The following is a 25,780-nucleotide window of genomic DNA, read 5'->3' as shown; positions in this document are numbered from 1 at the left end:
ATCCGCCGCTACATCATCTGGCGAAACCGCAATGCCGACAACCGGCACCTACGCGCCGTCGTGGACAGGGCAAACGTTGCCTGATCCGGCACTAGCGCGCGGCCGGCAGTCACCTCAGGGATCTAACTCGTCAGTGCCGCTGACACGCAAGGTCAGGACGAACAGCGGGCCCGTGGCCAGGCCGTGGCGCGGCCGCGATGGATGACGTACTCCGCATCCGCTCCGGATGTCGGGCCAACCTCCATCCGGGGCCGCTCGAACTCGTTTGCAACATCGCCTGCCCCGCAGACACCGCAAGTCATTCTGAAGCCATCAGGTAAGGGCCCGTAAAGAATCAACACGTTGGTTTGGTCTCTGTCGTGAGGGTCGCGCCGTGTGCGGTGGCGTGGACGAGGAGTCCTGCCAGGGTGCTGAGGTGTGCTGCTGGGGGGATGTTCAGTTCCCGGAGTACGGGCTCGACTCCCAGATGCGGGTGCTCGTCAACGAGCGCCGTCACCTGGGCCGGGTCGGGTCGGTGAAAGTCGGCCCGGGGCGCGGTGCCGGTCTTTCGACCGGCCCGTTTCCCCGGACCGCTTCCCGAACCCGGCGGGCACCTCTCAATGCACCGGGCTCTCCACAAGCCCCGAAATGGGCTGCGTGTTGGACATCCTCATCCCGCGATAGGCCAGGGAGCCGGAATGATCGAACCTCGATATCGGTAGCGGGTCGTGCCTACCTTCTCGGGGTCGAACAGCTCTCTGTCCTCACTGGCGGGCCACCATCCGCCGCCGCAGTAGCGGTGGCGGAGTTCCTTCCACGTGGACCGGCGGTGTTTGCGCCGCATCCAACGCCATACCGTCTGCCACGTGTAGTGGCTCAGATAAGCGAAAGTCGCGGAGGACACCCCGGGCCGGAAGTAAGCACACCAGCCCCGCAACGCCATATTCAGCCGACGCAGCAGGTCGTCCAACGGCTGGTTTACTTCGACCTCTCGGCACAACGTCTTGACCTTCCGCTTCACGGCCTGGACAGCCTTCTTCGCGGGATAGGTATAGACGTAGTACTGACTGGTCCCTCTCTTGCGGTGACGCTGGATGTGCCACCCGAGAAAGTCCAGCCCCTCATCGATATGGGTAATCAAGGTCTTCTCCGGTGACAGGCGCAGGCCCATCGTGGACAAGACCTCAGCGATTTCCTCGCGCAGGACCTCGGCATCAGCTTTCGAGCCAAAGACCATCAGGCACCAGTCGTCCGCGTACCTAATGAGGCGGTAGTTGGGCAGACCATGGCGGTGCCGTCTGGCACGGTCCACCTTCCCAGCACCCGGGCCTCCTGGCGCCTGAGCTATGTACTCGTCCAGGACCGACAGTGCCACGTTGCTGAGCAAAGGCGAGAGAATCGACCCTTGCGGGGTTCCGGCAGTGGTCTCCCTCAGCAGGCGGTCCTGACCGAGGATGCCCGATTTGAGGAAGGCCTTCACCAGGGCCAGGACGCGTTTGTCACCGACTCGATGCCGCACCCGGTCCATCAGGGCCGGATGCGAGATTTCGTCGAAACAGGCCGTGATGTCTCCCTCGACGATCCACTCATAATTGCGTGGCCGCGAAGAGAGATAGCGCACCTCGGCTACCGCGTCATGAGCTCGGCGATTCGGGCGGAACCCGTAGGAACACGGGAGGAAATCCGCCTCGAAAATCGGCTCCAATACCAGTTTCAAAGATGCCTGGACCACCCGGTCGGTGACAGTCGCGATCCCCAGACGGCGGAGCTTCCCGCCCGCCTTCGGGATCATGCGCTCCCGCACCGGTAGCGGTCGGAAACTACGGTCCTTTAACCGCGACCGCAGTCCGTCGAGGAAATCCCCGACGCCCTGCCCGGCCTCGACGGAACGCGCCGTGCGCCCGTCCACTCCAGCCGTGCGGGCACCCTTGTTGCCCCGCACCCGATCCCAGGCCACCAGAAGGAAACCGGGGTCGGAAACGAGGTTGTAGAGGTCGTCGAACCTGCGATGAGAATCATCACGAGCCCAACGGTGCAGCTTGGTCTGGATATTCAGTACCCGTCGCTCCGCCCCATATAGGGCGTGCTCCAGTTCGTCGGTATTCACCAGCGAAAACCTCCCAATATTCCAGCAACCTCAACTGCTGACTTGCTGGCCCCCTTCGCCCTGCGGCCGTCTCTCACGGCCTCCACGACGGGTCGTCACGCCCGCGACTACTACGGGACCTCCGCCCCATCCCACGGCCCTCAATCGGCAACGGACCTGCCCACCGCTGAACTGGCTGTCCAACAGAAGGGCGACCGCGAATGGTTCCCACGTTCACCATGTGATCGATCGGTCAGGGAGGCGCCCAGCTCTACCCCGGCAGCATCGCCACGTCTACGCCGCAGACCTTCAACGTGACCTCCCCACCGACACAACTAAACGGCTTCGGAGTTGAGACCAAGCCCGAAGGTCCAGACCTCACGCACTGCACACCGGCCCATATCCACCAGATTTGACCCGGCTTCGCTGTTACGGGGCGTCCACCACTGGTTCGCTCTCGCTACACCTTCTGACCTTGCTGAACGGGCCCGCGCCGTCTGGCAGTTCCAGCACGTCCCGCCTTCGTCGGGGCCGCTTGCCACCCTCACCGGCGTTCCCCGGATCGAGCTGCCCCCAAGCTTCGATCAGGCCGCTACGACGGCCCGACGGAAGTGGTCTTTCACCACCTCTCGATCAACATCGCGCCTCGTGGCGCACAGCTGGGCCGCGAAAAAAGCCGAGGCCGTCCGCAGGACCTCATTCGCACGCTTGAGCTGGGCATTCTCCTTGCGCAGGGCGGCAAGCTCCTCACGCTCGGCGGTGGTGAGCAGGTCGTCGCGTTCGCCGACGTCGGCCTCGGCCTGGCGGATCCAGTTGCGCAGGGCCTCGTGGTGCACGCCGAGTTCCTCGGCCATGCGGCGGATCACGGGCTTCGGCTCGGCGGTCCGGTACATCCGTACCGCACGCTCACGCAACTCCAGCGGGTACTTCCTCGGCGCAGGCATCGTCTGGGCTCCTCTCATGAGACCCATCTGACCTTCTGTCACCCATCCCCGCATCTCGGGGGAACCTCAATCCGTGGGGGAATGGCCAGCGTGAACGAAGCCGGTGAGGTGGAAGACGACGGCCTCCTCCTCCGCGGTGATGTCGAAGTCCATGAGGTGAAGGTATGCGAGCCCCTTGGCCGCAGCACGCCGGCGGCCCTACGGCAGGGAAGCACGCATGGTCATCCTGCTCACGCGACAAGCCTTGGTGCGGCATGATCTATAGCCGAACTACCGGCGACACAGGGGGACATGGCCATGAAGGAACCTGCGCAGGAACAGGGTCGGAGGAGCTAGGCCATGGACCACCCATCTTGGCCCCTCGTCATCTTCGGCGCTGGTGGGACGGTGCTTCCGGTGCTGGTGACGCTGGTGACTCGCTTCCTCCTCAGGAAGAGGACACTCGACGCCTCGCTCAGCCGGGTAATGCTGCAAGGAAGGTTCTCAGACATTCCTCGGCCGAAGGACGGGCACCATGGCTGAGGGAAACAGCACGGCCGCAGGCACAGGGAAGAAGCGCAAGCCAGTCATCACAGCGGCCGATGTCAGCGGGGCAAGCATCGCCACACTCATGGTCTCGGTCGGCGTCTCGCTCGGAACCAACACCTGGCCCGGAAAGATCTGCACCTGGTCGTCACCCTGGCTGGTCCTCATCCTGCCCTGGCTGATCGGCGTACTGACGACGCTGCCGACGCCAAGCTGAAGTACTGGCAGTACAAGGTGCGCCGAAAGCAACTACTTCAGCTCGCCGAGAGCACGAAGAACCCGGCACAGAAGAAGAAGCTGCTGGAACTCGCGCACGCGGCTGACATGGAGCACGCCGAACGCATCTTGGAAAGCATGCGAGGAGTTGCCGCCGAAACGGCCGAGCCTTAGCTCAGTCGCCGAGGACCCGCTCCCACAGCAGCCCGTCCCGCCAGCTCCCGTCGAGAAAGATCGAGGAGTGCGCGACGCCGTACGGGCTGAACCCGTTGCGGCGCAGCACCCGCTGCGACGGCAGATTCTCCAGATTGGTGGACGCCTCGGCGCGGTGCAAACCGAGTTCGTCCCTCATCACCCGGAGGACAAGCCCGACGGCGTGCCCGGCGTGCCCTTGATTCTGGGCGACGCTGGCGATCCAGTATCCGACGGAGCCGCGGCGCAGGTGCGGCTGCGGCAGGATGCCTCCGACGGTGACCTGCCCGATCACCTGGTCGTCGGCGAGCACCACGCCCGGCCAGACCGCGCCGGCCCGGTATCCGGCCAGCAGGCTGTCGATCCGCTCCGCCTGGCCCTCCGGGGTGAAGAAGTCGGCCGGCTGGACCGGTTCCCACGGCCGGAAAGCCTCGAAGTCCCGCACCCGATGTGCGGCGATCGGGGCGGCGTCGGTGGGCTCGATCAGGCGGATCCTGGTGCTGCTGCGCATGGGCTGATCCTCGTCGCAGTGCGTCGGATGAGACGGCCGGCCTACGCGAGGGTGCCCGCGCCGCCGCATCCTACGCCCGCCGGAGGATCGAGTCGATCGCGCAGCTCGTGTTCTCGCCGAACAAGTCCAGGTACCGGGTGTCGAGCTGGTACCGATGCGGGCTGCTCCGGAGGAACTCCCGGAGGGTAGCCCGCTTCGCCAGGCTGTCCTCGACCAGTAGGTAGTCACCGGCGGCCAGTCGGACGTCGAAGAAGTCGAGCACGGCTCGGACGCACGCGTGCGGGCTGGCCGGTGAAGAAGGGGTGGTGGCGCCAGACGGGAAACAGCTCGCCCTGTTCACCCATGACGGCGGGTTTGGCCAGGTCACGGACCCGGCGCACGATCAGCCGGGCGGTGACCCGCTCCGCTTTCTTTCGGCTCGCGAAGGCGGTGTATTTGGGTATCTCGGCGACTTCGGAGTCCGAGATGAGTTCACCGGTTGCGGGGTCGGGCACCGCGGTCGGGTAACTGATGTGTTGCCAGATGTCGTCGGGAATGCTAGGAGCGTTGACGCTCGACGGCGCTGGACGGCGCCGATCTATCCCAAGGCGTTCAGGCCCGGTCGCGAGCAGGCGTACGCCCAGCACCGGCGAGGGCCAACACTCATGCTGTGGCGGTGGCCGGCGAGCGCCAAGACGTGCCCCGTCTGTCCGAAGGCATTAACGGCCAAGCCGAACGTATGCATCCACCCGCACCGCGCACGGCCACCACCACCCGAACGATCTGCCGGACTGCTCGTCCTGCCGAACTGCTCTTACCTACGGATTGGACCGAACGGCGTCGTGAGGGAAGGGTCTGGGCTTTGAGCCCAGGCCCTCTTCCGCGTTCCGCGCCGTCCTGGTTCCTGGAGCCGCCCAGCTTTCTCACACTCAAATGTTCAATCGAACATCGATGTGTTAGAAATGAGCCATGGGTGTCGCCAATCGTCTGGACCTGACCCTGCGATTGGTGCAGGGCTCCGACCGGGTTTCCGTGTCGGAGCTCTCCCATCGCCTGGGGGTCTCCGAAATGACCGTCCGCCGGGATCTCGACGCACTGGAGCGGCAGGGGCTGGTGCGCAGGGTGCGCGGCGGTGCGGTCGCCACGCGTGCACGGGAGGAGGGTGCGGGCTTCTTTGCCCGTGAGCCGTGGCAGGCCGCGACGAAGGACCGGCTCGGTGCGGCCGTGGCCGCGATGGTGGAGCCGGGATCGCGGGTGCTTCTCGACGCGGGCACCACCACCGTGCACGTCGCCGAGCACCTGGCCGAACGGGCGCCCCTGACGGTGGCGGTGGTCAGTCTTCAGGCCGCGGTCCGCCTGGCGGACCGGCCCGGGATCGAGCTGCTGATCGTCGGAGGCCGGTCCCGTCCCGGTGAACAGTCGCTGGTCGGCCCGTTGGCCCTGCGCACCATCGAGGCGCTGGCCTTCGACTGCTTCGTCATGTCCATCGGCGGTGTGCACGGCGAGTACGGCTGGTCGGAGTTCTCGCTGGACGACGCGGCCGTCAAGCAGGCCGCGCTCGCGCAATCGGACCGGACCATTGCCGTTGCCGACGCGACCAAACTCGGGGTGCGCGCGTTCAGCCAGGTCGCCGCCGTGGGCGCGGTGGACGTGTTCGTCACCGACAACGCGGCCGAGGACGCCGCCACCCACCCCAATGGCCCGCTGACGCTGTCCGCCCTGCGCGATGCGGGCGTCCACACCGTCCTGGCCTGAGAACCGGATCAACCGCGAGGAGCGCACGACATGACCGCAGGCCTGGATACCCCCGACCGCCGCGGACGCACCGGTCTGGACCGGCACGGCCGCGACCTGACCGGCAATCCGCGAGTGCGCATCAGTGACGTGGACGTGCTGTCCTGCGACTGGTACGTCCTGCGCAGGACGACTTTCGACTATCAGCACAGCGACGGCCATTGGAGCCGGGAACAGCGCGAGACCTACGACCGGGGCGACGGCGCCACGATTCTGCTCTACCACCCCGGTCGTCGCACCGTTCTGCTGACCCGTCAGTTCCGGCTGCCCGCCTACGTCAACGGGCACCACGACGGGATGCTGATCGAGACCGCCGCCGGGCTGCTCGACGGCGACAGCCCCGAGGAGGCCATCCGCAGGGAAGCGGCCGAGGAGACCGGACACCTCGTCGGCACTCCCGAGCGCGTCTTCGACGTCTACATGAGTCCCGGCTCGGTCACCGAACGCCTGCACTTCTTCGCCGCCCCCTACCGTTCGGCGGTTGACACCGCCGGCGCGCACGGGATCGCGGCCGAGGGCGAGGACATCGAGACCGTGGAACTCCCCTTCGAGGAGGCTCTCTCCATGGTCCGCGGCGGGGTCATCGCCGACGCCAAGACCATCATGCTGCTCCAGTGGGCGGCCCTGGACGGCCCGTTCCGGCACCGCTGACTTCCGGCCCGCCCCGACCCCGACCCGCCCCGGTACACGCCCGGACGTCATCTGCGCCGGTGGCCGGACCATGACCCGGCCGAACGGCTTTGTCCTCGGTGTGGAGAAAGTTGTAGCGGATTCCTGCGCAACTTCTTCCCACTCCCGGCAACCGCTGCTACGTTCCCCTCGAAAGCCCGACGGACAGGCCGATGTGGCGGGGAGGGGCGCGTGAGACGTATGACAGCACGACCCGCGAATGCGCATCAGGCGCGACTGCTCAGGCTGTTGCGCGACGACGGGCCCAACTCACGGGCACAGCTGGGGGATCAGGTCGATCTCTCCCGCTCCAAGCTCGCCGTCGAGGTCGACAGGCTGCTGGAGACCGGACTCGTCGTGGCCGACGGACTCGCCGCATCCCGCGGAGGACGTCGCTCGCACAACATCCGGCTCGCCCCGCAGCTGCGCTTCCTCGGCGTCGACATCGGTGCCACATCCGTCGATGTGGCCGTCACCAACGCCGAGTTGGAGGTCCTGGGTCATCTCAACCACCCGATGGACGTACGCGAAGGGCCCGTCGCCATCTTCGAGCAGGTGCTGTCCATGGCGGCCAAGCTCCGGGCCTCCGGGCTCGCCGAAGGATTCGACGGCGCGGGCATCGGCGTACCCGGACCGGTCCGCTTCCCCGAAGGGGTACCGGTCGCACCGCCGATCATGCCCGGCTGGGACGGCTTCCCGGTCCGCGAGGCGCTCAGCCAGGAACTGGGCTGCCCCGTCATGGTCGACAATGATGTGAACCTGATGGCGATGGGGGAGCAGCACGCGGGCGTCGCGCGCTCCGTGGGCGACTTCCTCTGCGTCAAGATCGGTACGGGTATCGGCTGCGGCATCGTCGTCGGCGGCGAGGTCCACCGCGGTACGACGGGCAGCGCCGGAGACATCGGCCACATCCAGGTCGAACCCGAAGGACGCGCCTGCGCCTGTGGCAACCGGGGCTGCCTGGAAGCCCACTTCAGCGGTGCCGCGCTCGCCCGCGACGCCGAGGACGCGGCGCGCGCCGGACAGTCGGCGGAACTCGCGGGCCGGCTGGAGGCGGCCGGAAGGCTCACCGCCGCCGATGTGGCCGCCGCCGCGGCCGCCGGTGACGCGACCTCGCTCGACCTGATCCGCGAAGGCGGCAACCGGGTCGGCCAGGTCATCGCGGGACTCGTCAGCTTCTTCAATCCCGGACTGGTGGTGATCGGCGGCGGTGTGACCGGCCTCGGTCACACGCTTCTCGCCAGCGTCCGGACCCAGGTCTACCGGCAGTCGCTGCCGCTGGCCACCGGCAATCTTCCCATCGTGCTGGGCGAGTTGGGGCCGGCGGCCGGAGTGATCGGCGCCGCCCGCCTCATCAGCGACCACCTGTTCTCACCGGCCTGACCCCTGGGGCCGGCAGCACATCGGCACAGTCCGGAAACACCCGCACCACCGCACCTGGTACAGCCCTGCCCGCTCACCGGCCTTCCCCAAGCTCTCGGCTGCACTCGAGCAGGGGAGACCCCATTCGCCGAGGGGATTTGTCATGGCACCGGAACCACCGCTGCTCACCATGTCCGGCATCACCAAGTCGTTCCCCGGAGTACGCGCCCTCGACGGCGTGGACCTGGAGGTCCAGGCCGGCGAAGTCCACTGTCTCCTCGGGCAGAACGGCGCCGGCAAGTCCACCCTCATCAAGGTGCTCGCCGGGGCCCATCAGCCCGACGGTGGCGAGATCACCTGGCGCGGCGAACCGGCCGCGCTCAAGTCGCCCATCACCGCGATGCGCCTGGGCATCGCCACCATCTACCAGGAACTCGACCTGGTCGAGGGCCTGTCGGTCGCCGAGAACGTCTTCCTCGGCCATGAACCCACCACCGCCCGCTTCGTCGTCCGCACCCGCGAGGGCCGCACGGCGGCCGCCGCACTGCTGAAGCGTCTCGGCCACCCGGAGATCGACCCGGCCAGGCCGGTGGGCGAACTGTCCGCCGCCCAGCAGCAGATCGTCTCCATGGCGCGGGCGCTCTCCCACGACGTACGGCTCATCGTGATGGACGAGCCGTCCGCCGCACTCGACCCCGACGAGGTCGACAACCTCTTCCGTATCGTCGCCGCCCTCACCGCCGACGGGGTCGCCGTCGTCTACATCTCGCACCGCCTGGAGGAGATCCGCAGGATCGGCGACCGGGTGACCGTGCTCAAGGACGGCCGGGCCGTCGCCGTGGGGCTGCCCGCCAAGTCCACGCCGACACGAGACATCGTTGCCATGATGACCGGCCGCAATGTCGAGTACGTCTTCCCGCCGCGCACCACGGGCAGCGCGGGAACGACAGTGGCGGAGCCGGTACTGAAGGTCGAAGGACTGGCCAGGAGGGGCGAATTCGACCCGTTGGACCTTGAGCTGAGGCCCGGCGAGATCGTTGGCCTGGCCGGACTCGTCGGGTCGGGGCGCTCCGAGATCCTGGAGACGGTCTACGGCGCCCGCAAGCCGAGCGCCGGACGGGTCATCGTGGCCGGCAAACAGCTCCGGCCCGGCAGCGTCCGCGCGGCCGTCGCCGCAGGCATCGGCCTCGCCCCCGAGGAACGCAAGGCGCAGGCCCTGCTGATGCTCGAATCCGTCACCCGCAATGTCTCTGTCTCCTCCATGTCCCGCTTCTCCAGGGCTGGTTGGCTCGACCGCGGGGCCGAGCGCCGGGCGGCCCGCACCGCCACCCGCGAGCTCTCCCTGCGCCCCGACAACCCGGACACCCCCGTCCGCACGCTCTCCGGCGGCAATCAGCAGAAAGCCGTCCTGGCCCGCTGGCTGCTGCGCGGCTGCCGGGTGCTGCTGCTCGACGAACCGACCCGCGGTGTCGACGTCGGCGCCCGCGCCGAGCTCTACGCCGTGATCCGCCGGCTGGCCGACGAAGGCCTCGCCGTGCTGCTCGTCTCCAGCGAGGTACCCGAAGTGCTGGGCCTCGCCGACCGGGTGCTGGTGCTCCGCGAGGGCCGCGTCGTGCATGCGGCGGGCGCCCGGGAGCTGGACGAGCACCGTGTACTCGACCTAGTGATGGAAGGGAGCCCGACGTCATGACGCAGCCCGTTTCCTCGGCGCAGCAGGGCGGGCCGGACAAGGGGGCCGCCCCCGCCCCGGTCGCCGAACCCCGTAAGAAGGACGGACCTTCGCGCACCTTCGGCCTGCGCGCGGACGTCCGCAACCTCTCGCTCCTCGGCGTTCTCGCCGTACTTGTCGCTGTCGGCGGATTCACCGAACCCGATGCCTTCCTGGACACCGGGAACCTTCAGCTGATCCTGACCCAGTCGTCCGTCATCGGCGTCGTCACCGTCGGGATGACCTTCGTCATCACCAGCGGCGGCATCGACCTGTCGGTCGGGGCGATGGTCGCGCTCGCCTCCGTCTGGGCGACCACGCTCGCCACCCAGGAGTACGGCTTCGCAGGGATTCTGTTCACCGCCGTGATCGTCGGACTCGGTGCCGGGCTGGTGAACGGGGTGCTCATCGCGTACGGCCGGATGGTGCCGTTCATCGCGACGCTGGCCATGCTCGCCTCGGCCCGCGGGCTCGCCCTCCAGATCACCGACGGCAAGACCCAGATCGTCACCGTCAAGTCGGTCCTCGACCTGGGCCTGCCCGACTCGTACGTCCTCGGCATCCCGCCCCTGGTCATGATGTTCGCCGCGGTGACCGTCATCGGCTGGCTGGTGCTGAACCGCACGACCTTCGGACGGCGTACGGTCGCGGTCGGCGGCAACGCGGAAGCGGCCAGGCTGGCCGGTATCGACGTACGACGGCAGCGGCTCTACCTCTATCTGCTCTCCGGGCTGTGCTGCGGCATCGCCGCCTTCATGCTGATCATCCTTTCCGGCTCGGGACAGAACACCAACGGCAATCTGTACGAGCTCGACGCCATCGCCGCCGCGATCATCGGCGGCACCCTGCTCAGCGGCGGACGTGGCACCATCGTCGGCTCCGTGCTCGGTGTCCTCGTCTTCACCACCATCACCAACATCTTCGCTCTCAACAATCTGCAGAGCGACGTCCAGCAGATCGCCAAGGGCGCGATCATCGTCGCCGCCGTCCTGGTCCAGCGCCGCACATCGGCGCACGGGGAGACCTGATCCCCCGGGCGCACTCCCGGCAGCTCCGCTTCTCCATTCCACCCACCGCCCCATACGCCATATGTGACATGTCACGCACCGGATGAAGGGTTTGACAGCCATGCCAGAAACCAGCCGCAGAGGACTGCTCTTCGGCACCGCAGCAGTCTCCGCGGGCGCCCTCCTCACCGCCTGTACCAGCAACGAGCCCAAGAAGTCGGAGACGGCGCAGAGCAATCAGCCTGCCGCCGACGACAAGCCCGGCAAGCCCGTCACCATCGGCTTCGCGGGCCCGCAGGCCGACCACGGCTGGCTCAACGCCATCAACGAGAACGCCAAGTCGCGGGCGGCGAAGTACTCCGAGGTGACCCTGGAGATCACCGAGGGCTCCAACGACACCGCCGCCCAGATCGGCCAGGTCAAGACCCTCATCAACAAGAAGGTCGACGTCCTCGTCATCCTTCCCGCCGACGGCAAGGCGCTCACCCAGGTCGGTCTGGAAGCGATGAAGGCGGGCATCCCCGTCGTCAACCTGGACCGGATCTTCGCCTCGCCGCAGGCGTACCGCTGCTGGGTCGGCGGCGACAACTACGGCATGGGCCTCAACGCCGGTACACACATCGGCGAGCAGCTCAAGGACAAGGCGAACGCCAAGGTCGTCGAGCTGGCCGGCATCGACAACCTGGAGCTCACCAAGCAGCGCAGCCAGGGCTTCGCCGACGCGCTGAAGAACTACCCCAACATCGAACTGGTGGCCCGTCAGGCCGCCGATTTCACCGTTGAGTCGGGCCAGGCGAAGATGGCTCAACTCCTTCAGGCGCAGAAGAAGTTCGACGCCCTGTGGAACCACGACGACGACCAGGGCGTGGGCGCGCTGCGCGCCATTCAGCAGGCGGGCCGCGACGAGTTCCTGATGGTCGGCGGCGCCGGTGCCAAGTCCGCGATGGATGCCATCAAGGCCGACAACAGCGTGCTGAAGGCCACCGTTCTCTACCCGCCGACGATGGCCGCGTCCGCCATCGACCTGGCCCGCGCCCTCGGACAGGGCAAGGGCATCGGCGGTCTGGCCGAACTGGAGATCCCGACCAGTCTCACCCTCTACTCGGCTGTGGTCACCAAGGAGAACATCGACCAGTACCTGCCGACGGGCTTCAGCTGATCCGCCCCGCAGGAGGGTGCTGACCCTCCTGCCGCACCCATCGAACGACCGACGAGGAGGAAGCCCGGATGGCCCGTAGGGAAGAGACGGATCAGGAGGCCGCAGCGCCGCCGCCGACGTATCGGCCGATGACGAGTGCGCCGACGCTCGGAGTCGGCATGGTCGGATACGCGTTCATGGGCGCCGCCCACTCGCAGGGGTGGCGCACCGCCGGACACGTCTTCGAGCTGCCGATGAAACCGGCTCTCGCCGCGATCTGCGGTCGCGACCGGGCAGCGGTCGAGGCGGCGGCCGCCCGCCACGGCTGGGCGGCGGCGGAGACCGACTGGCGGGACCTGATCGCCCGGGACGATGTGCAGCTCGTCGACATCTGCACCCCCGGCGACAGCCATGCCGAGATCGCCATCGCCGCCCTGGAGGCGGGCAAACACGTGCTGTGCGAGAAGCCGCTCGCCAACACGGTCGCCGAGGCCGAGGCCATGACCGAGGCAGCGGAGCGCGCGGCGGCCCGCGGTCAGGTGGCGATGGTGGGCTTCAACTACCGCAAGGTGCCCGCTATCACGTACGCCCGGCAGTTGATCGCCGAGGGGAGGATCGGCACCCTGAGGCATGTCCGCGCCACCTACCTCCAGGACTGGCTCGTCGATCCCGATTCCCCGCTCACCTGGCGGCTGAAGCGGGAGCACGCAGGCTCGGGAGCGCTCGGCGACCTGGGGGCGCACATCGTCGACCTGGCCCAGTATCTGGCGGGGGAGCTGCTGGTCGGGGTGTCGGCGGTCAGTGAGACGTTCGTGACGCAGCGGCCGCTGCTCGCCGGTCCGTCGGCCGGGCTCTCCGGCGCCGCGGATTCGGCCGCGCGAGGAGCGGTGACCGTCGACGACGCGGCCCTGTTCACCGGCCGGCTCGCCTCCGGGGCGCTGGCCTCGTTCGAGACGACCCGGATGGCGGCCGGTCGGAAGAACGCGCTGCGGCTGGAGATCAACGGGGAGCGCGGCTCGCTCGCCTTCGATCTGGAACGGCTCAACGAGCTGTCGTTCCACGACCACACAGAACCCGCCACCACGGCAGGGTTCCGGCGCATCCTCGTCACCGAACCCCAACACCCCTACCTGGAGGCGTGGTGGCCGCCGGGCCACGCCCTGGGCTACGAGCACACCTTCATCCACCAGGCCCGTGACCTGGTGCGGACGATCGCCGAAGGGACCGCTCCCGCACCGTCGTTCGCCGATGGACTGCAGGTGCAGCGGGTGCTCGCAGCGGTGGAGGAGAGCGCCGAGAAGAACTCCGTACACACCCCCGTAGTTCTCTAGGAGGTCCTGCGCATGCCCCGTCCCTTCACACTCTTCACCGGCCAGTGGGCCGACCTGCCGCTGGAGGAGGTCTGCCGGCTTGCCCGGGAATTCGGGTACGACGGGCTCGAACTCGCCTGCTGGGGCGACCACTTCGAGGTCGACAAGGCTCTGGCCGACCCCGGCTATCTGGACGGGCGGCGGCAGCTGCTCGACAAGTACGGACTGAAGTGCTGGGCGATCTCCAACCACCTCGTCGGCCAGGCCGTCTGCGACAACCCGATCGATGAACGGCACCAGGGAATCCTGCCGGCACGGATCTGGGGCGACGGTGAACCCGAAGGGGTGCGCCAACGGGCCGCCCAGGAGATCAAGAACACCGCCCGCGCGGCCGCCGCCTTCGGGGTGCGTACCGTCATCGGCTTCACCGGCTCCTCGATCTGGCACCTGGTCGCGATGTTCCCGCCCGTCCCGCCGCAGATGATCGAGCGGGGTTACGAGGACTTCGCCGAGCGCTGGAACCCGGTCCTGGACGTCTTCGACGCGGAGGGCGTGCGGTTCGCCCACGAGGTGCACCCCAGCGAGATCGCGTACGACTACTGGACCACGCACCGCGCTCTGGAGGCCGTCGGCCACCGGGCCGCGTTCGGGTTGAACTTCGACCCCAGCCACTTCGTCTGGCAGGACCTCGACCCGGTCAACTTCCTGTACGACTTCCGCGACCGGATCTACCACGTGGACTGCAAGGAGGCCCGCAGGCGGCTGGACGGCCGCAATGGCCGCCTCGGCTCCCATCTGCCGTGGGGTGACCCGCGGCGCGGCTGGGACTTCGTGTCCGCCGGGCACGGTGATGTGCCATGGGAGGACGTCTTCCGGATGCTCCGGTCCATCGACTACGAGGGGCCGATCTCCGTCGAATGGGAGGACGCAGGGATGGACCGGCTGGCGGGTGCGCCGGAAGCGCTTGCCACGCTGAAGCGGTATGACTTCGAGCCGCCGTCGGCGTCGTTCGACGCGGCGTTCGGGGGCGGGGACTGACGGGTCCTTCCGGGGAGCAACGCCTCCGGGCCGGGGCGGGGCGGGCAGAGAGCCCGCCACCCCGCGCTCAACCCTGCCCTCACCCCGCTTTGTCCTGACGCAGGAAAAAGTTCAACAAGACCGCTGCGTAAGGGCTTTCCGTCACGGACGAACAGGTCTACCGTCCCCAACGTGTTCATGACATGACCCGGGTCACCGGCGCCCCACAGGCCCCGCATGACCTGCGCGGCAGTCCCCGCGCAGAACGGCACGGCAGCACCCGCCCGTACAACCGGCACTCTCCGGAGGACACTCGTGCACAGAACCAGAAACAGGAGCAGAACGCGGCTCCGCGTCCGCAAATCCCTCGCGCTGCTCACCGGCGGCCTGCTCGCAGCGGCCACCCTCGCCCTGGGCGCCTCGCCCGGAGCAGCCGCGGCAGGACCGTCCTCGCCGGCCGCCGCCGACGCGGCGGCCGAGGACTTCCAGCAGGTCACCCTCGCCAAGGGGGCGGCCGAGACCGGCGAGCCCATGTCGCTGGCCGTGCTCCCCGACCGCAGCGTGCTGCACACCTCGCGCAACGGCGAGCTGCGGATCACCGACAGCGCCGGCAACACCAGGATCTCCGGTGTCCTCCCCGTCTACTCGCACGACGAGGAAGGCCTCCAGGGCGTCGGCATCGACCCCGAGTTCAGTGAGAACCGGGCGATCTACCTCTACTACGCGCCCCCGCTGGACACCCCCGCGGGCGACGCCCCCGAGACCGGGACCGCCGCCGACTTCGCCAAGTTCGACGGAGTGAACCGGCTGTCCCGCTTCGTCCTCAAGGAGGACGGCACCCTCGACCTGGCCAGCGAGAAGAAGGTCCTCGACGTCAAGACGTCGCGCGGCATCTGCTGCCACGTCGGCGGCGACATCGACTTCGACGGCCAGGGCAACCTGTATCTGTCCACCGGTGACGACTCCAACCCGTTCGCCTCCGACGGCTACACCCCCATCGACCAGCGCCCCGACCGCAACCCGGCGTTCGACGCCCGGCGCACCTCGGGCAACACCAACGACCTGCGCGGCAAGATCCTGCGGATCAAGGTCGCCGACGACGGCTCGTACACCGTTCCGGACGGCAACCTCTTCGCGCCGGGCACGGACAAGACCCGCCCCGAGATCTACGCGATGGGCTTCCGCAACCCGTTCCGTTTCAGCGTCGACAAGGCCACCGGAATCGTGTACGTCGGTGACTACGGGCCCGATGCGGGCGCGGCCGACCCCAAGCGCGGACCGGCCGGACAGGTCGAGTTCGCCCGGGTGACCAAGCCGGGCAACTTCGGCTGGCCGTTCTGCACCGGCGACAACGACCCGTTCATCGACTACGACTTCGCGACGAAGACCTCCGGCGCCGCCTTCGACTGCGCAGCTCCGAAGAACACCTCGCCGCACAACACCGGCCTGGTCGACCTGCCCGCGGCGCAGCCCGCCTGGATTCCGTACGACGGCGGCTCCGTGCCCGAGTTCGGTACCGGATCGGAGTCCCCGATGGGCGGCCCGGTCTACCACTACGACCCCAACCTCGACTCCCCGGTGAAGTTCCCCGAGGCATACGACGGGGACTTCTTCGCCGGAGAGTTCGGCCGGCGCTGGATCAAGCGCATCGAGCAGGACGACGACGGCACGGTCAAGTCCATCAACAACATCCCCTGGTCGGGCACCCAGGTGATGGACATGGCCTTCGGCCCCGACGGGGCGCTGTACGTCCTGGACTACGGCCTCTCCTGGTTCGGCGGCGACGAGAACTCCGCGCTCTACCGCATCGAGAACGCCACCGGTGGCCGTTCACCCGTCGCCGAGGCAGCGGTCAACAAAACATCCGGCACCGCACCGCTGAAGGTGCAGTTCTCCTCCGCGGGAACCACGGACGGTGACGGCGACGCGCTCACGTACGCCTGGGACTTCGGCGACGGCGGAACCTCCACGGCCGCCAACCCGACGTACACGTACAAGAAGAACGGCACCTACACCGCCACCGTCACCGCCAAGGACCCCACCGGGCGCACCGGCGCGGCAAGCGTCCACGTGACCGTGGGCAACACGGCACCCAAGGTGAACCTGGAACTCCCCGGTGACGGGCAGCTGTTCGACTTCGGCGACGACATCCCGTTCAAGGTGACCGTCACCGATCCCGAGGACGGCACGATCGACTGCTCCAAGGTCGAGGTGCGTTTCGTCCTCGGCCACGACAGCCACGGACACCCCATCACCACCGTCAACGGGTGCTCCGGCACGATCAAGACCGCGGTCGACGGCGGACACGACCCGAACGCCAACATCTTCGGAGTCATCGACGCCTCCTACACCGACAACGGAGGCGGCGGCCAGGCCGCGCTGTCCGGGCACGACCAGTCGCAGCTCCAGCCCCGCCACCGGCAGGCCGAGCACTTCACCTCGTCGTCCGGCATCAAGACGTACGACAAGGCGGCCGCCCACGGCGGGAAGACCGTCGGCGACATCAACAACGACGACTGGATCGCCTTCAAGCCGTACATCCTCGACGGAACCACCAAGCTCACCGCCCGGATCTCGTCCGGCGGCGCTGGCGGCTTCCTCGAGGTACGGTCCGGATCGGCCACCGGCACGATCCTCGGCTCCGCACCGGTGCCGGTGACCGGCGGCTGGGAGAACTTCCAGGACATCGACGTACCGCTGCGCGGCGTTCCCAAGAAGGCCACCGAACTCTTCCTCGTCTTCAAGGGAGGTGCCGGAGCGTTGTACGACGTCGACGACTTCGAGCTCTCCAACAGCGCCCCCGACCGCACCGCCAAGCGGGTCCTGGTCTTCTCGAAGACGGCCGGCTTCCGCCACGACGCGATTCCGGACGGCATCGCCGCGCTGAAGGAACTCGGCAAGGACAGCAACATCACCGTCGACGCGACGGAGGCGGCCGGCCAGTTCACGACCAGCAACCTGGCGCGGTACGACGCCGTCGTCTTCCTGTCGACGACCGGTGATGTGCTCAATGCCGATCAGCAGAAGGCATTCGAGAACTATGTGGCCACCGGCGGCGGTTACCTGGGCGTGCATGCCGCCGCGGACACCGAGTACGACTGGGCGTTCTACGGCGGACTCGTCGGCGCGTACTTCTCCGGGCACCCCGCGATCCAGCCCGCCACCGTACGCGTCGAGGACCACAACCACCCGGCGACCGCACACCTCGACGACGCCTGGGACCGTACCGACGAGTGGTACAACTACCGCACCAACCCGCGCAGCCAGGCCAAGGTCCTCGCCACACTCGACGAGACGACCTACACCGGCGGCACCATGAAGGGCGATCACCCGATCACCTGGTGCCAGAGCTACCAGGGCGGCCGCTCCTTCTACACCGGCCTCGGCCACACCAAGGAGTCGTACGCCGAACCGGCCTTCCGCAAACTCCTCCTCGGCGGCATGCGGTACGCGGCCGGTCAGGTGAAGGCCGACTGCAAGCCCGACACCGGCTACCGGTCGATCTTCAACGGCAAGACGCTCGAGGGCTGGAAGCAGGCCGGCCCCGGAAAGTTCAACATCGTCGACGGTGAACTGCGCTCCGAGGGCGGCATGGGTCTGCTCACCTACCAGGCCAAGGAGCTCGGGTCGTACTCGCTCAAGCTCGACTGGAAGATGGAGGGCGACGACAACTCCGGTGTCTTCGTCGGCTTCCCGGAGTCCGACGACCCCTGGTCCGCGGTGAACAACGGCTACGAGGTCCAGATCGACGCCACCGACGCGCCCGACCGCACCACGGGCTCGGTCTACACCTTCAAGGCGGCGAACATCAAGGCCCGTGACCAGGTCCTGCGGCCGCCCGGCCAGTGGAACAGCTACGAGATCAAGGTCCAGGGCGAACGTCTCCAGGTCTTCCTCAACGGAGTGAAAATCAATGACTTCACCAACACCGATCCGGTACGGAGCCTGAAGGACGGCTACATCGGCATCCAGAACCACGGTGCCAATGACCATGTGTCCTTCCGCAACATCCAGTTGAAGGAACTGCCCTCGGCGTAGGGCGCACTCCGGCCGACGGCGGGCGGGGAAGGACATCCGCCCCGCCCGCCGTCACCACCCGATCCCGTCCCCTCGTCGCACAGCGCCACTTGCTCTGCCCAGCCAGGACCCCCAGCCAGGGAGGCAGCCCGTGTCAGCACCCGCCGTTCGTACCGGAGTCTGGTTCATCGGAGCACGCGGCTCCGTCGCCACCACCGCCACAGCGGGGTGCGCGGCGGTCGCAGCAGGGCTCCACCCGGCGGCAGGCATGGTCACCGAAACACCACCGTTCGCCGAGAGCGGGCTGCCCACCCTCACCTCACTGGTCTTCGGCGGACACGACACTGTCGGCTGTCCACTGCCCAAAAGGGCCGAGGCACTGGCCACCGGGGGAGTGCTGCCGCACGGCCTGCCCTCGGCGGTACGCTCCGAACTCACCGCCGCCGACGCGGAGATACGGCCCGGCGGGCCACTGCCCGGCGACACCCGTAGCGACGAGGAGCTCATCACAGCCCTCGCCGCCGACCTCGCGGACTTCGGCCACCGCAACGACCTGGCCAGGACGGTCGTGATCAATGTCGCCTCCACGGAACCGGTCCCGTCCCCCGGCGAGCGGCGGTTGCCCGTCAGCTCGCTCTATGCCGCGGCAGCGCTCCGGGCAGGCTGCCCGTACATCAACTTCACCCCGTCCACCGGGCTGCGCACCCCCGCCCTCCAGGACGCCGTCGCGGGCTGCGGACTTCCTCACGCGGGCCGCGACGGCAAGACCGGCCAGACGCTGCTCCGCTCCGTACTCGCCCCGATGTTCGTGCAACGCGCCCTGCCTGTACGGGCCTGGTCGGGCACCAACCTGCTGGGCGGCGGCGACGGCGCGGCGCTGGCCGACCCGGGCGCGGCCGCGGCCAAGAACGCGGGCAAGGAACGCGTCCTCGCCGACACGCTGGGAACCGCGCCCGAGGGCGAGGTCCACATCGACGACGTACCGGCCCTCGGCGACTGGAAGACGGCCTGGGACCACATCGCGTTCGATGGATTCCTCGGGGCACGCATGGTGCTCCAGACGACCTGGCAGGGGTGCGACTCCGCACTGGCCGCACCCCTGGTTCTGGACCTGGCCAGACTGGTGGCCCGCGCCCACGAGAAGGGGCTGACCGGCCCCTTGCCCCAGCTCGGCTTCTACTTCAAGGACCCGGACGGCGGCCCTGCCGCACTCTTCGAGCAGTACATGGCGCTGCTCGCCTTCGCCGAAACGCTGCGGGGGGAGAAGTGACGGTACGGGCCTGGGCGGATCTGCTGCGGGTGTCGGCGCTGTTCACCGTCCCCGGCGACGCACTCGCCGGGGCGGCGGCGACGGGCAGGCGCCCCGACCGCGGCACCGCGCTCGCTGTCGGCGCCTCGCTCTGCCTGTACGAGGCGGGCATGGCGCTCAACGACTGGGCCGACCGCGACGAGGACGCCGTCGACCGCCCGCACCGGCCGATCCCCTCGGGCCGCATCGCTCCCGGCGCGGCCCTCGCGGCGGCGGGCGCACTGACGGCCGCGGGCCTGGGCCTCGCTGCCCGGGCCGGCCGCCCGGCCCTCGCGGTCGCCACGGGGCTGGCGGCGACGGTCTGGGCGTACGACCTCCGCCTCAAGCACACCCCGGTGGGACCGGCGGCGATGGCGGCGGCACGAGGACTGGATCTGCTGCTCGGCGCCACCGCCACCGGCACGGCGAAAAGGACGGCGGGCACGGGGTCGCGTACGGGCTCGGGATCGCGTACGGCCTCGGGTTCGAGTGCGGCTTCGGCGTCCGGCTCGCGCACGGGTTCGGCTTCGGCTTCGCATTCGCGTGGCGTCGTTCGCGCCGCCCTTCCGGCCGCCGGTCTGCTCGGGGCGCACACCTACGCCGTCACCGCCGTCTCACGGCACGAGGCACAGGGCGGATCCACCACCGCACCCCTTGCCGCGCTGGCGGTCACTGCCGCACTGGGCGCCGCGGCCCTGCGCGAGCAGCGCGGACCCGGGGACGCGACCCCGGATGCGGGACACGGCAGGAAGGGGGAGTCGCACCGGTCGCACCGGCCCACGGCGACCCCCGCCTCCACCGCCCCCCGCCTCCTGCTCACCGCGTTCACCGGCTCCTACTTCCATACTGCCGCGGGTCCCCTCCTCCACGCCGCCCTCAACCCGTCCCCGCCCCTCACCCAACGCGCCGTCGGCGGCGGCATCCGGGCGATGATCCCGCTCCAGGCAGCCCTCGCCACCCGCGCCGGAGCAGCAGGTTCGGGGCTCGCCGTCATGGGACTCGTCCCGCTCGCCCGCACTCTCGCCCGGAAGGTGAGCCTCACATGACGATCCGCCTCGGCTACGGCACCAACGGGCTCACCGACCTGCGCCTGGACGACGCCCTCGGACTCCTCGCCGATCTCGGGTACGACGGGGTCGGGCTGACCCTCGACCACATGCACCTCGATCCTCTCGCCCCCGACGTCGCCGCGCGCACCCGCCGAGTGGCGTCCAGGCTCCAGGAGCTGGGCCTCGGCGTCACAGTGGAGACCGGGGCCCGCTACGTCCTCGACCCCCGCCGCAAGCACGGGCCGTCGCTCCTCGACCCGGACCCCGAGGCCCGCGCAGCCCGCACCCGGCTGCTCGTCCGGGCCATCGGCATCGCCGCCGACCTCGGTGCGCACGCCGTGCACTGCTTCAGCGGCATCACCCCACCGGACACCACCCCCGACACCGCCTGGCAGCGGCTCACCGACTCCCTCGCCCCCGTCCTGGACGCCGCCGACCGCTCCGGCATCCCCCTGGCGATCGAGCCCGAGCCCGGACACCTCCTCGCCAACCTCGCCGACTTCCACCACCTGCGCGTTCTCAGCGGCGATCCACCACCGCTCGGACTGACTCTGGACATCGGCCACTGCCAATGCCTGGAGCCCGCCGCGCCCGCCGACTGCGTCCGCGACGCCGCCCCCTGGCTGCGGCACGTCCAGATCGAGGACATGCGCCGGGGCATCCATGAACACCTCCCGTTCGGTGAAGGCGAGATCGACTTCCCGCCCGTACTCGAAGCGCTCGACGCCCTCCCGGACACCGGCTACCGCGGCCTCATCGTCGTCGAACTGCCCCGTCACTCCCACGCCGGCCCCGAACTCGCCCGCACCTCCATCGAGTTCCTCCGCAAGCACAGTCCGTCTAGCCGCTGAAACCGCCGAAGGGAGCAACGCCATGCCGATGACCCCGACGACCTCCCCGCTGCTGACCCGCAAGGAACTCGACGCACAGCTCGGCGGAGCCGCGCGCGCCTGGCTCGACGAGGCCCTCGCCGAGGCCGAACACGCCGCCTCCCACGAGGACTCCGAACAGCCCGCCGGCCCGTACGCCGTACCGACGTGGGAACTGCGGTACGCCGCCGCCGGCCGGCACTGCGGACTCGAACACGCCGACTCCGTACGCGCCCTGCTGCTCATCGAAGCCCGCGCCGCACTGCCCGCCCTGACCAGGCTCTACGAGCAGGGCACCGCCGCCGAACGCCGCGCCGTCCTGCTCACCCTGCACCGGCTGGACCTCGGCCCCACCGCCCTTCCGCTCGTCGAGGACGCCCTGCGCACCAATGACACCCGGCTCGTCGCCGCGGCCGTCGGCCCGTACGCCGCCGCCCATCTCGACGCGCACAACTGGCGCCACGCCATTCTCAAATGCCTCTTCACCGGTGTCCCCGTGGATGCCGTCGACCAACTGGCACGGCGCTCCCACGGCGACGCGGAACTCGCCCGCATGCTCGGCGACTTCGCGGCCGAACGCATCGCCGCGGGCCGCAGCGTCCCCGCCGACCTCACCCGGGTGCTCGACCTCACCACTCCCGGCCCTGCCGCCCCCACGGAGGAGTCCTGATGCGCATCTTCGACCCCCACATCCATATGACCTCCCGCACCACGGACGACTATCAGGCGATGTACGACGCGGGTGTCCGCGCCCTCGTGGAACCCTCCTTCTGGCTCGGCCAGCCCCGCACCTCGCCCGCCAGCTTCTTCGACTACTTCGACGCCCTGCTCGGCTGGGAACCCTTCCGGGCCGCCCAGTACGGCATCGCCCACCACTGCACGCTCGCCCTCAACCCCAAAGAGGCCAACGACCCCCGCTGCACCCCCGTCCTGGACGCCCTGCCCCGCTATCTCGTCAAGGACTCCGTCGTCGCCGTGGGCGAGATCGGCTACGACTCCATGACCCCGGCCGAGGACACCGCCCTCGCCGCACAGCTCCAGCTCGCCGCCGACCACGGCCTGCCCGCACTCGTGCACACCCCGCACCGCGACAAGCTCGCCGGACTGCACCGCACCATCGACGTCATCCGCGAATCCCACCTCGCCCCGGAGCGGGTCCTGCTCGACCACCTCAACGAGACGACCGTCAAGGACGCCAGGGACAGCGGCTGCTGGGCCGGCTTCTCCATCTACCCCGACACCAAGATGGACGAGGACCGCATGATCGCGGTCCTCAGGACCCACGGCACCGAGAAGGTCCTGGTCAACTCGGCCGCCGACTGGGGAAGGAGTGACCCGCTCAAGACCCGCAAGGTGGGCGACGCGATGCTTGCCGCCGGGTTCAGCGAGGACGACGTCGACCAGGTGCTCTGGCGCAATCCTGTCGCCTTCTACGGGCAGAGCGGCCGGCTCCAGCTCGGCATCGCCGCGCCGGAACCACTCCACGAGGGCAACTCCATCCTGCGCGGCGGGGAGTGAGGCGATGCGCTTCCGCCACCCCGACGGCTCCACCGTCCACCTCTCGTACTGCACCAACGTCCACCCCGCAGAGACACTCGACGGGGTCCGCACCCAACTGCGCGACCACTGCGAACCGGTCCGCAAACGCCTCGGCCGGGACAGGCTCGGCATCGGCCTCTGGCTCGCCAGGGACGCGGCCCGCAGCCTGATCAACGACCCGTCACAGCTGCGCTCCCTGCGCGCCGAGCTGGACCACCGCGGCCTGGAAGTCGTCACCCTCAACGGCTTCCCGTACGAGGGATTCGGCGCCGACGAGGTCAAGTACCGGGTGTACAAGCCGGACTGGACGGACCCGGAGCGGCTCGCCCACACCACCGACCTCGCCCGGCTCCTGGCCGGTCTGCTCCCCGACGACGTCAGCGAAGGGACCATCTCCACCCTCCCGATCGCCTGGCGCACCCCGTTCGACTCCGACGCCGAGGCGGCCGCTCTCGCACACACCGCGCTCACCACCCTCGCAGAACGCCTCGACGCGCTTGCCGAGCTCACCGGCAAGTCCATCCGCATCGGCCTCGAACCCGAGCCGGGCTGCACGGTCGAGACCACCGCCGACGCCATCGCACCGCTCACCGCCGTCGGACACCGGCGCATCGGCATCTGCATCGACACCTGCCATCTGGCCACCTCCTTCGAGGACCCCGACACCGCCGTCGACGCGCTCGACACAGCGGGCATCCCGGTAGCCAAGGCCCAGCTCTCCGCCGCGCTGCACGCCGAACACCCCCACCTCCCCGAGGTACGCAGCGCACTCGCCGCCTTCGCCGAGCCCCGCTTCCTCCACCAGACCCGCACCAGCACCGCCGCCGGGCTGCGCGGCACCGACGACCTCGACGAGGCGGTCACCGGCCGCGCCCTGCCCGACGGCGCCCCGTGGCGCGCCCACTTCCACGTCCCCCTGCACGCACCCCCGGCACCACCGCTCACCTCCACTCTTCCCGTTCTCCAATCCACGCTGGCCCGGCTCGTCGGCGGCGCCCGGCCCCTCACCCGGCACCTGGAGGTCGAGACGTACACCTGGCAGGCGTTACCGGCCGCGCTGCGCCCGCGCACCCGCACCCAGCTCGCCGACGGCATCGCCGCCGAACTCACCCTCGCCCGCGACCTCCTGGTCGACCTCGGCCTCAAGGAGCTCCCATGACCGCAGCCGAGCAGACCACCACGCAGGCCACCACGCCCACCGCACCGACCCCGCTTCTCGTTCTCGACGTCGTCGGCCTCACCCCACAGCTCCTCGACCACATGCCGCACCTCAAGGCCCTGGGGCAGTCCGGCACCCACGCCCCTCTCGGCACCGTGCTCCCCGCAGTCACCTGCGCCGCCCAGTCCACCTTCCTCACCGGCACCATGCCCGCCGAGCACGGCATCGTCGCCAACGGCTGGTACTTCCGCGAGCTCGGTGACGTCCTGCTCTGGCGCCAGCACAACGGTCTGGTCGCCGGGGATAAGCTCTGGGACGCCGCCCGCCGCGCCCACCCCGGCTACACCGTCGCCAACATCTGCTGGTGGTACGCGATGGGCGCCGACACCGACATCACCGTCACCCCGCGCCCCGTCTACTACGCCGACGGCCGCAAGGAACCCGACTGCTACACGCGGCCGGCCGCCCTGCACGACGAACTCACCGAAAAACTCGGCACCTTCCCCCTCTTCCACTTCTGGGGCCCCGGCGCCGACCTCGTCTCCTCCCAGTGGATCATCGACGCGACCCGGCACATCCTCGACACCCGCCACCCCGACCTGGCCCTGTGCTACCTCCCGCACCTCGACTACGACCTGCAGCGCTACGGCCCCGACGACCCCCGCTCGTACCGGGCCGCGGCCGATCTCGACCGGGCCGTGGCACCCCTCCTGGACGACGCCCGCCGCGAAGGCCGCACCGTCGTCGCCCTCTCCGAGTACGGCATCACCCGCGTCGACCGGCCCATCGACATCAACCGGGCCCTGCGCCGCGCCGGTCTCCTGGAGGTCCACACCCAGGACGGCATGGAATACCTCGACCCGATGGCCTCCCGCGCCTTCGCCGTCGCCGACCACCAGCTCGCCCACATCTACGTACGTCGCCCCGAGGACCTCGAAGCGACCCGGGAAGCCCTCCAGGACCTCCAGGGCATCGAGCAGCTCCTCGACGACGAGGGCAAGAAGGCACACGGCCTGGACCATCCGCGCTCCGGCGAACTGGTCGCCGTCGCGGACCCGGATGCCTGGTTCACGTACTACTACTGGCTCGACGACGCCCGCGCGCCCGACTTCGCGCAGCTCGTCGAGATCCACCGCAAACCCGGCTACGACCCGGTCGAACTCTTCCTGGACCCCCAGGACCCGTACGTCCGGGTCAAGGCCGCCGCGGCCGTCGCCCGCAAGAAGCTCGGCATGCGCTACCGCATGGCGGTCGTACCGCTGGACCCGTCACCTGTTCGCGGCAGCCACGGCCGCCTCCCCATGAGCGACGAAGAAGGTCCGCTCATCCTGTGCTCCACCCCCCACGCGTTCACCGGACCCGTCCGGGCCACCGAGGTGAAGTCCTTGCTCCTCACGCTTGCCGGCCTCGCATGAGACCGGT

Annotated in this window: 20 protein-coding genes and 1 pseudogene; 17 read left to right on the top strand and 4 right to left on the bottom strand. The window is 69.2% G+C overall.

Going from position 1 to position 25,780, the window contains the following annotated elements:
- Nucleotides 1–649: 649 nt before the first annotated feature.
- Nucleotides 650–2,086, bottom strand: a complete 1,437-nt coding sequence (ltrA, locus tag ACIPEK_RS15750; RefSeq protein ID WP_401995840.1) for a group II intron reverse transcriptase/maturase — start codon at nt 2,084–2,086, stop codon at nt 650–652.
- 563 nt (nt 2,087–2,649) lie between these two features.
- The gene (locus tag ACIPEK_RS15745) at nt 2,650–3,009 is read right to left on the bottom strand and encodes a transposase (protein ID WP_401995837.1); all 360 of its coding nucleotides are present in this window, start codon (nt 3,007–3,009) and stop codon (nt 2,650–2,652) included.
- Nucleotides 3,010–3,523: 514 nt separating this feature from the next.
- Here ACIPEK_RS15745 and ACIPEK_RS15740 point away from each other — a divergent pair.
- On the top strand, nt 3,524–3,751 hold the full coding sequence (locus tag ACIPEK_RS15740; RefSeq protein ID WP_401995834.1) for a hypothetical protein: 228 nt from the start codon (nt 3,524–3,526) through the stop codon (nt 3,749–3,751).
- A gap of 174 nt (nt 3,752–3,925) precedes the next feature.
- On the opposite strand, the gene ACIPEK_RS15735 is transcribed toward ACIPEK_RS15740, so the two are convergent.
- The gene (locus ACIPEK_RS15735; RefSeq protein WP_401995831.1) at nt 3,926–4,453 is read right to left on the bottom strand and encodes a GNAT family N-acetyltransferase; all 528 of its coding nucleotides are present in this window, start codon (nt 4,451–4,453) and stop codon (nt 3,926–3,928) included.
- A gap of 290 nt (nt 4,454–4,743) precedes the next feature.
- Nucleotides 4,744–4,992: pseudogene (locus ACIPEK_RS15730) on the bottom strand (IS1380 family transposase); the annotation flags it as partial.
- A gap of 409 nt (nt 4,993–5,401) precedes the next feature.
- Between ACIPEK_RS15730 and ACIPEK_RS15725 the strand changes: the two are divergent.
- From ACIPEK_RS15725 to ACIPEK_RS15650, 16 genes are all read left to right on the top strand, one after another.
- Complete coding sequence (locus ACIPEK_RS15725) at nt 5,402–6,187, top strand: DeoR/GlpR family DNA-binding transcription regulator (RefSeq protein ID WP_401995828.1); 786 nt, start codon at nt 5,402–5,404, stop codon at nt 6,185–6,187.
- Between the two features lie 30 nt (nt 6,188–6,217).
- Nucleotides 6,218–6,877 carry an NUDIX domain-containing protein gene (locus ACIPEK_RS15720; RefSeq protein ID WP_401995825.1) on the top strand — a complete coding sequence of 220 codons (660 nt, stop codon included), beginning with the start codon at nt 6,218–6,220 and terminating at the stop codon, nt 6,875–6,877.
- Between the two features lie 219 nt (nt 6,878–7,096).
- On the top strand, nt 7,097–8,278 hold the full coding sequence (locus ACIPEK_RS15715) for an ROK family transcriptional regulator (RefSeq protein ID WP_401995822.1): 1,182 nt from the start codon (nt 7,097–7,099) through the stop codon (nt 8,276–8,278).
- A gap of 142 nt (nt 8,279–8,420) precedes the next feature.
- Nucleotides 8,421–9,947, top strand: a complete 1,527-nt coding sequence (locus ACIPEK_RS15710; protein WP_401995819.1) for a sugar ABC transporter ATP-binding protein — start codon at nt 8,421–8,423, stop codon at nt 9,945–9,947.
- Nucleotides 9,944–10,993: an ABC transporter permease gene (locus ACIPEK_RS15705; RefSeq protein WP_266356074.1), complete on the top strand. Its 1,050-nt coding sequence runs from the start codon at nt 9,944–9,946 to the stop codon at nt 10,991–10,993. Before ACIPEK_RS15710 ends, ACIPEK_RS15705 begins: the two co-directional genes overlap by 4 nt.
- A gap of 100 nt (nt 10,994–11,093) precedes the next feature.
- Nucleotides 11,094–12,131 carry a substrate-binding domain-containing protein gene (locus ACIPEK_RS15700; RefSeq protein ID WP_401995815.1) on the top strand — a complete coding sequence of 346 codons (1,038 nt, stop codon included), beginning with the start codon at nt 11,094–11,096 and terminating at the stop codon, nt 12,129–12,131.
- A 68-nt stretch (nt 12,132–12,199) separates the two neighbouring features.
- Complete coding sequence (locus ACIPEK_RS15695; protein WP_401995812.1) at nt 12,200–13,441, top strand: Gfo/Idh/MocA family protein; 1,242 nt, start codon at nt 12,200–12,202, stop codon at nt 13,439–13,441.
- 12 nt (nt 13,442–13,453) lie between these two features.
- Nucleotides 13,454–14,458: a sugar phosphate isomerase/epimerase family protein gene (locus ACIPEK_RS15690; RefSeq protein ID WP_401995809.1), complete on the top strand. Its 1,005-nt coding sequence runs from the start codon at nt 13,454–13,456 to the stop codon at nt 14,456–14,458.
- A gap of 294 nt (nt 14,459–14,752) precedes the next feature.
- Nucleotides 14,753–18,475: a ThuA domain-containing protein gene (locus tag ACIPEK_RS15685; RefSeq protein ID WP_401995806.1), complete on the top strand. Its 3,723-nt coding sequence runs from the start codon at nt 14,753–14,755 to the stop codon at nt 18,473–18,475.
- A gap of 130 nt (nt 18,476–18,605) precedes the next feature.
- Nucleotides 18,606–19,724: an inositol-3-phosphate synthase gene (locus ACIPEK_RS15680; RefSeq protein ID WP_401995803.1), complete on the top strand. Its 1,119-nt coding sequence runs from the start codon at nt 18,606–18,608 to the stop codon at nt 19,722–19,724.
- Complete coding sequence (locus tag ACIPEK_RS15675) at nt 19,721–20,788, top strand: SCO3242 family prenyltransferase (protein ID WP_401995800.1); 1,068 nt, start codon at nt 19,721–19,723, stop codon at nt 20,786–20,788. Before ACIPEK_RS15680 ends, ACIPEK_RS15675 begins: the two co-directional genes overlap by 4 nt.
- Nucleotides 20,785–21,642 carry a sugar phosphate isomerase/epimerase family protein gene (locus ACIPEK_RS15670; RefSeq protein ID WP_401995797.1) on the top strand — a complete coding sequence of 286 codons (858 nt, stop codon included), beginning with the start codon at nt 20,785–20,787 and terminating at the stop codon, nt 21,640–21,642. The genes ACIPEK_RS15675 and ACIPEK_RS15670 overlap by 4 nt, the downstream gene beginning before the upstream one ends.
- Nucleotides 21,643–21,664: 22 nt before the next feature.
- Nucleotides 21,665–22,330, top strand: coding sequence for an EboA domain-containing protein (locus ACIPEK_RS15665; RefSeq protein ID WP_401995794.1), 666 nt, complete (start codon nt 21,665–21,667; stop codon nt 22,328–22,330).
- Nucleotides 22,330–23,178 (top strand): TatD family hydrolase, encoded by an 849-nt coding sequence (locus ACIPEK_RS15660; RefSeq protein ID WP_401995791.1) that lies wholly within the window; start codon nt 22,330–22,332, stop codon nt 23,176–23,178. The genes ACIPEK_RS15665 and ACIPEK_RS15660 overlap by 1 nt, the downstream gene beginning before the upstream one ends.
- A gap of 4 nt (nt 23,179–23,182) precedes the next feature.
- Nucleotides 23,183–24,358 carry a metabolite traffic protein EboE gene (gene eboE / locus ACIPEK_RS15655; RefSeq protein WP_401995788.1) on the top strand — a complete coding sequence of 392 codons (1,176 nt, stop codon included), beginning with the start codon at nt 23,183–23,185 and terminating at the stop codon, nt 24,356–24,358.
- The gene (locus ACIPEK_RS15650) at nt 24,355–25,773 is read left to right on the top strand and encodes a nucleotide pyrophosphatase/phosphodiesterase family protein (protein WP_401995785.1); all 1,419 of its coding nucleotides are present in this window, start codon (nt 24,355–24,357) and stop codon (nt 25,771–25,773) included. The genes eboE and ACIPEK_RS15650 overlap by 4 nt, the downstream gene beginning before the upstream one ends.
- The last annotated feature ends 7 nt before the right edge of the window (nt 25,774–25,780 follow it).

It is taken from the genome of Streptomyces sp. NPDC088246, from assembly GCF_044741025.1.
Lineage (GTDB): Bacteria > Actinomycetota > Actinomycetes > Streptomycetales > Streptomycetaceae > Streptomyces.
This window is presented reverse-complemented; position numbering and strand designations above follow the sequence as displayed.

Coding starts and splice junctions, on each gene's coding strand:
- ACIPEK_RS15745 (WP_401995837.1), bottom strand. CDS start 3,009: ATGCCTGCGCCGAGGAAGTACCCGCTGGAGTTGCGTGAGCGTGCGGTA.
- ACIPEK_RS15740 (WP_401995834.1), top strand. CDS start 3,524: ATGGCTGAGGGAAACAGCACGGCCGCAGGCACAGGGAAGAAGCGCAAG.
- ACIPEK_RS15735 (WP_401995831.1), bottom strand. CDS start 4,453: ATGCGCAGCAGCACCAGGATCCGCCTGATCGAGCCCACCGACGCCGCC.
- ACIPEK_RS15725 (WP_401995828.1), top strand. CDS start 5,402: ATGGGTGTCGCCAATCGTCTGGACCTGACCCTGCGATTGGTGCAGGGC.
- ACIPEK_RS15720 (WP_401995825.1), top strand. CDS start 6,218: ATGACCGCAGGCCTGGATACCCCCGACCGCCGCGGACGCACCGGTCTG.
- ACIPEK_RS15715 (WP_401995822.1), top strand. CDS start 7,097: ATGACAGCACGACCCGCGAATGCGCATCAGGCGCGACTGCTCAGGCTG.
- ACIPEK_RS15710 (WP_401995819.1), top strand. CDS start 8,421: ATGGCACCGGAACCACCGCTGCTCACCATGTCCGGCATCACCAAGTCG.
- ACIPEK_RS15705 (WP_266356074.1), top strand. CDS start 9,944: ATGACGCAGCCCGTTTCCTCGGCGCAGCAGGGCGGGCCGGACAAGGGG.
- ACIPEK_RS15700 (WP_401995815.1), top strand. CDS start 11,094: ATGCCAGAAACCAGCCGCAGAGGACTGCTCTTCGGCACCGCAGCAGTC.
- ACIPEK_RS15695 (WP_401995812.1), top strand. CDS start 12,200: ATGGCCCGTAGGGAAGAGACGGATCAGGAGGCCGCAGCGCCGCCGCCG.
- ACIPEK_RS15690 (WP_401995809.1), top strand. CDS start 13,454: ATGCCCCGTCCCTTCACACTCTTCACCGGCCAGTGGGCCGACCTGCCG.
- ACIPEK_RS15670 (WP_401995797.1), top strand. CDS start 20,785: ATGACGATCCGCCTCGGCTACGGCACCAACGGGCTCACCGACCTGCGC.
- ACIPEK_RS15665 (WP_401995794.1), top strand. CDS start 21,665: ATGCCGATGACCCCGACGACCTCCCCGCTGCTGACCCGCAAGGAACTC.
- ACIPEK_RS15660 (WP_401995791.1), top strand. CDS start 22,330: ATGCGCATCTTCGACCCCCACATCCATATGACCTCCCGCACCACGGAC.
- eboE (WP_401995788.1), top strand. CDS start 23,183: ATGCGCTTCCGCCACCCCGACGGCTCCACCGTCCACCTCTCGTACTGC.
- ACIPEK_RS15650 (WP_401995785.1), top strand. CDS start 24,355: ATGACCGCAGCCGAGCAGACCACCACGCAGGCCACCACGCCCACCGCA.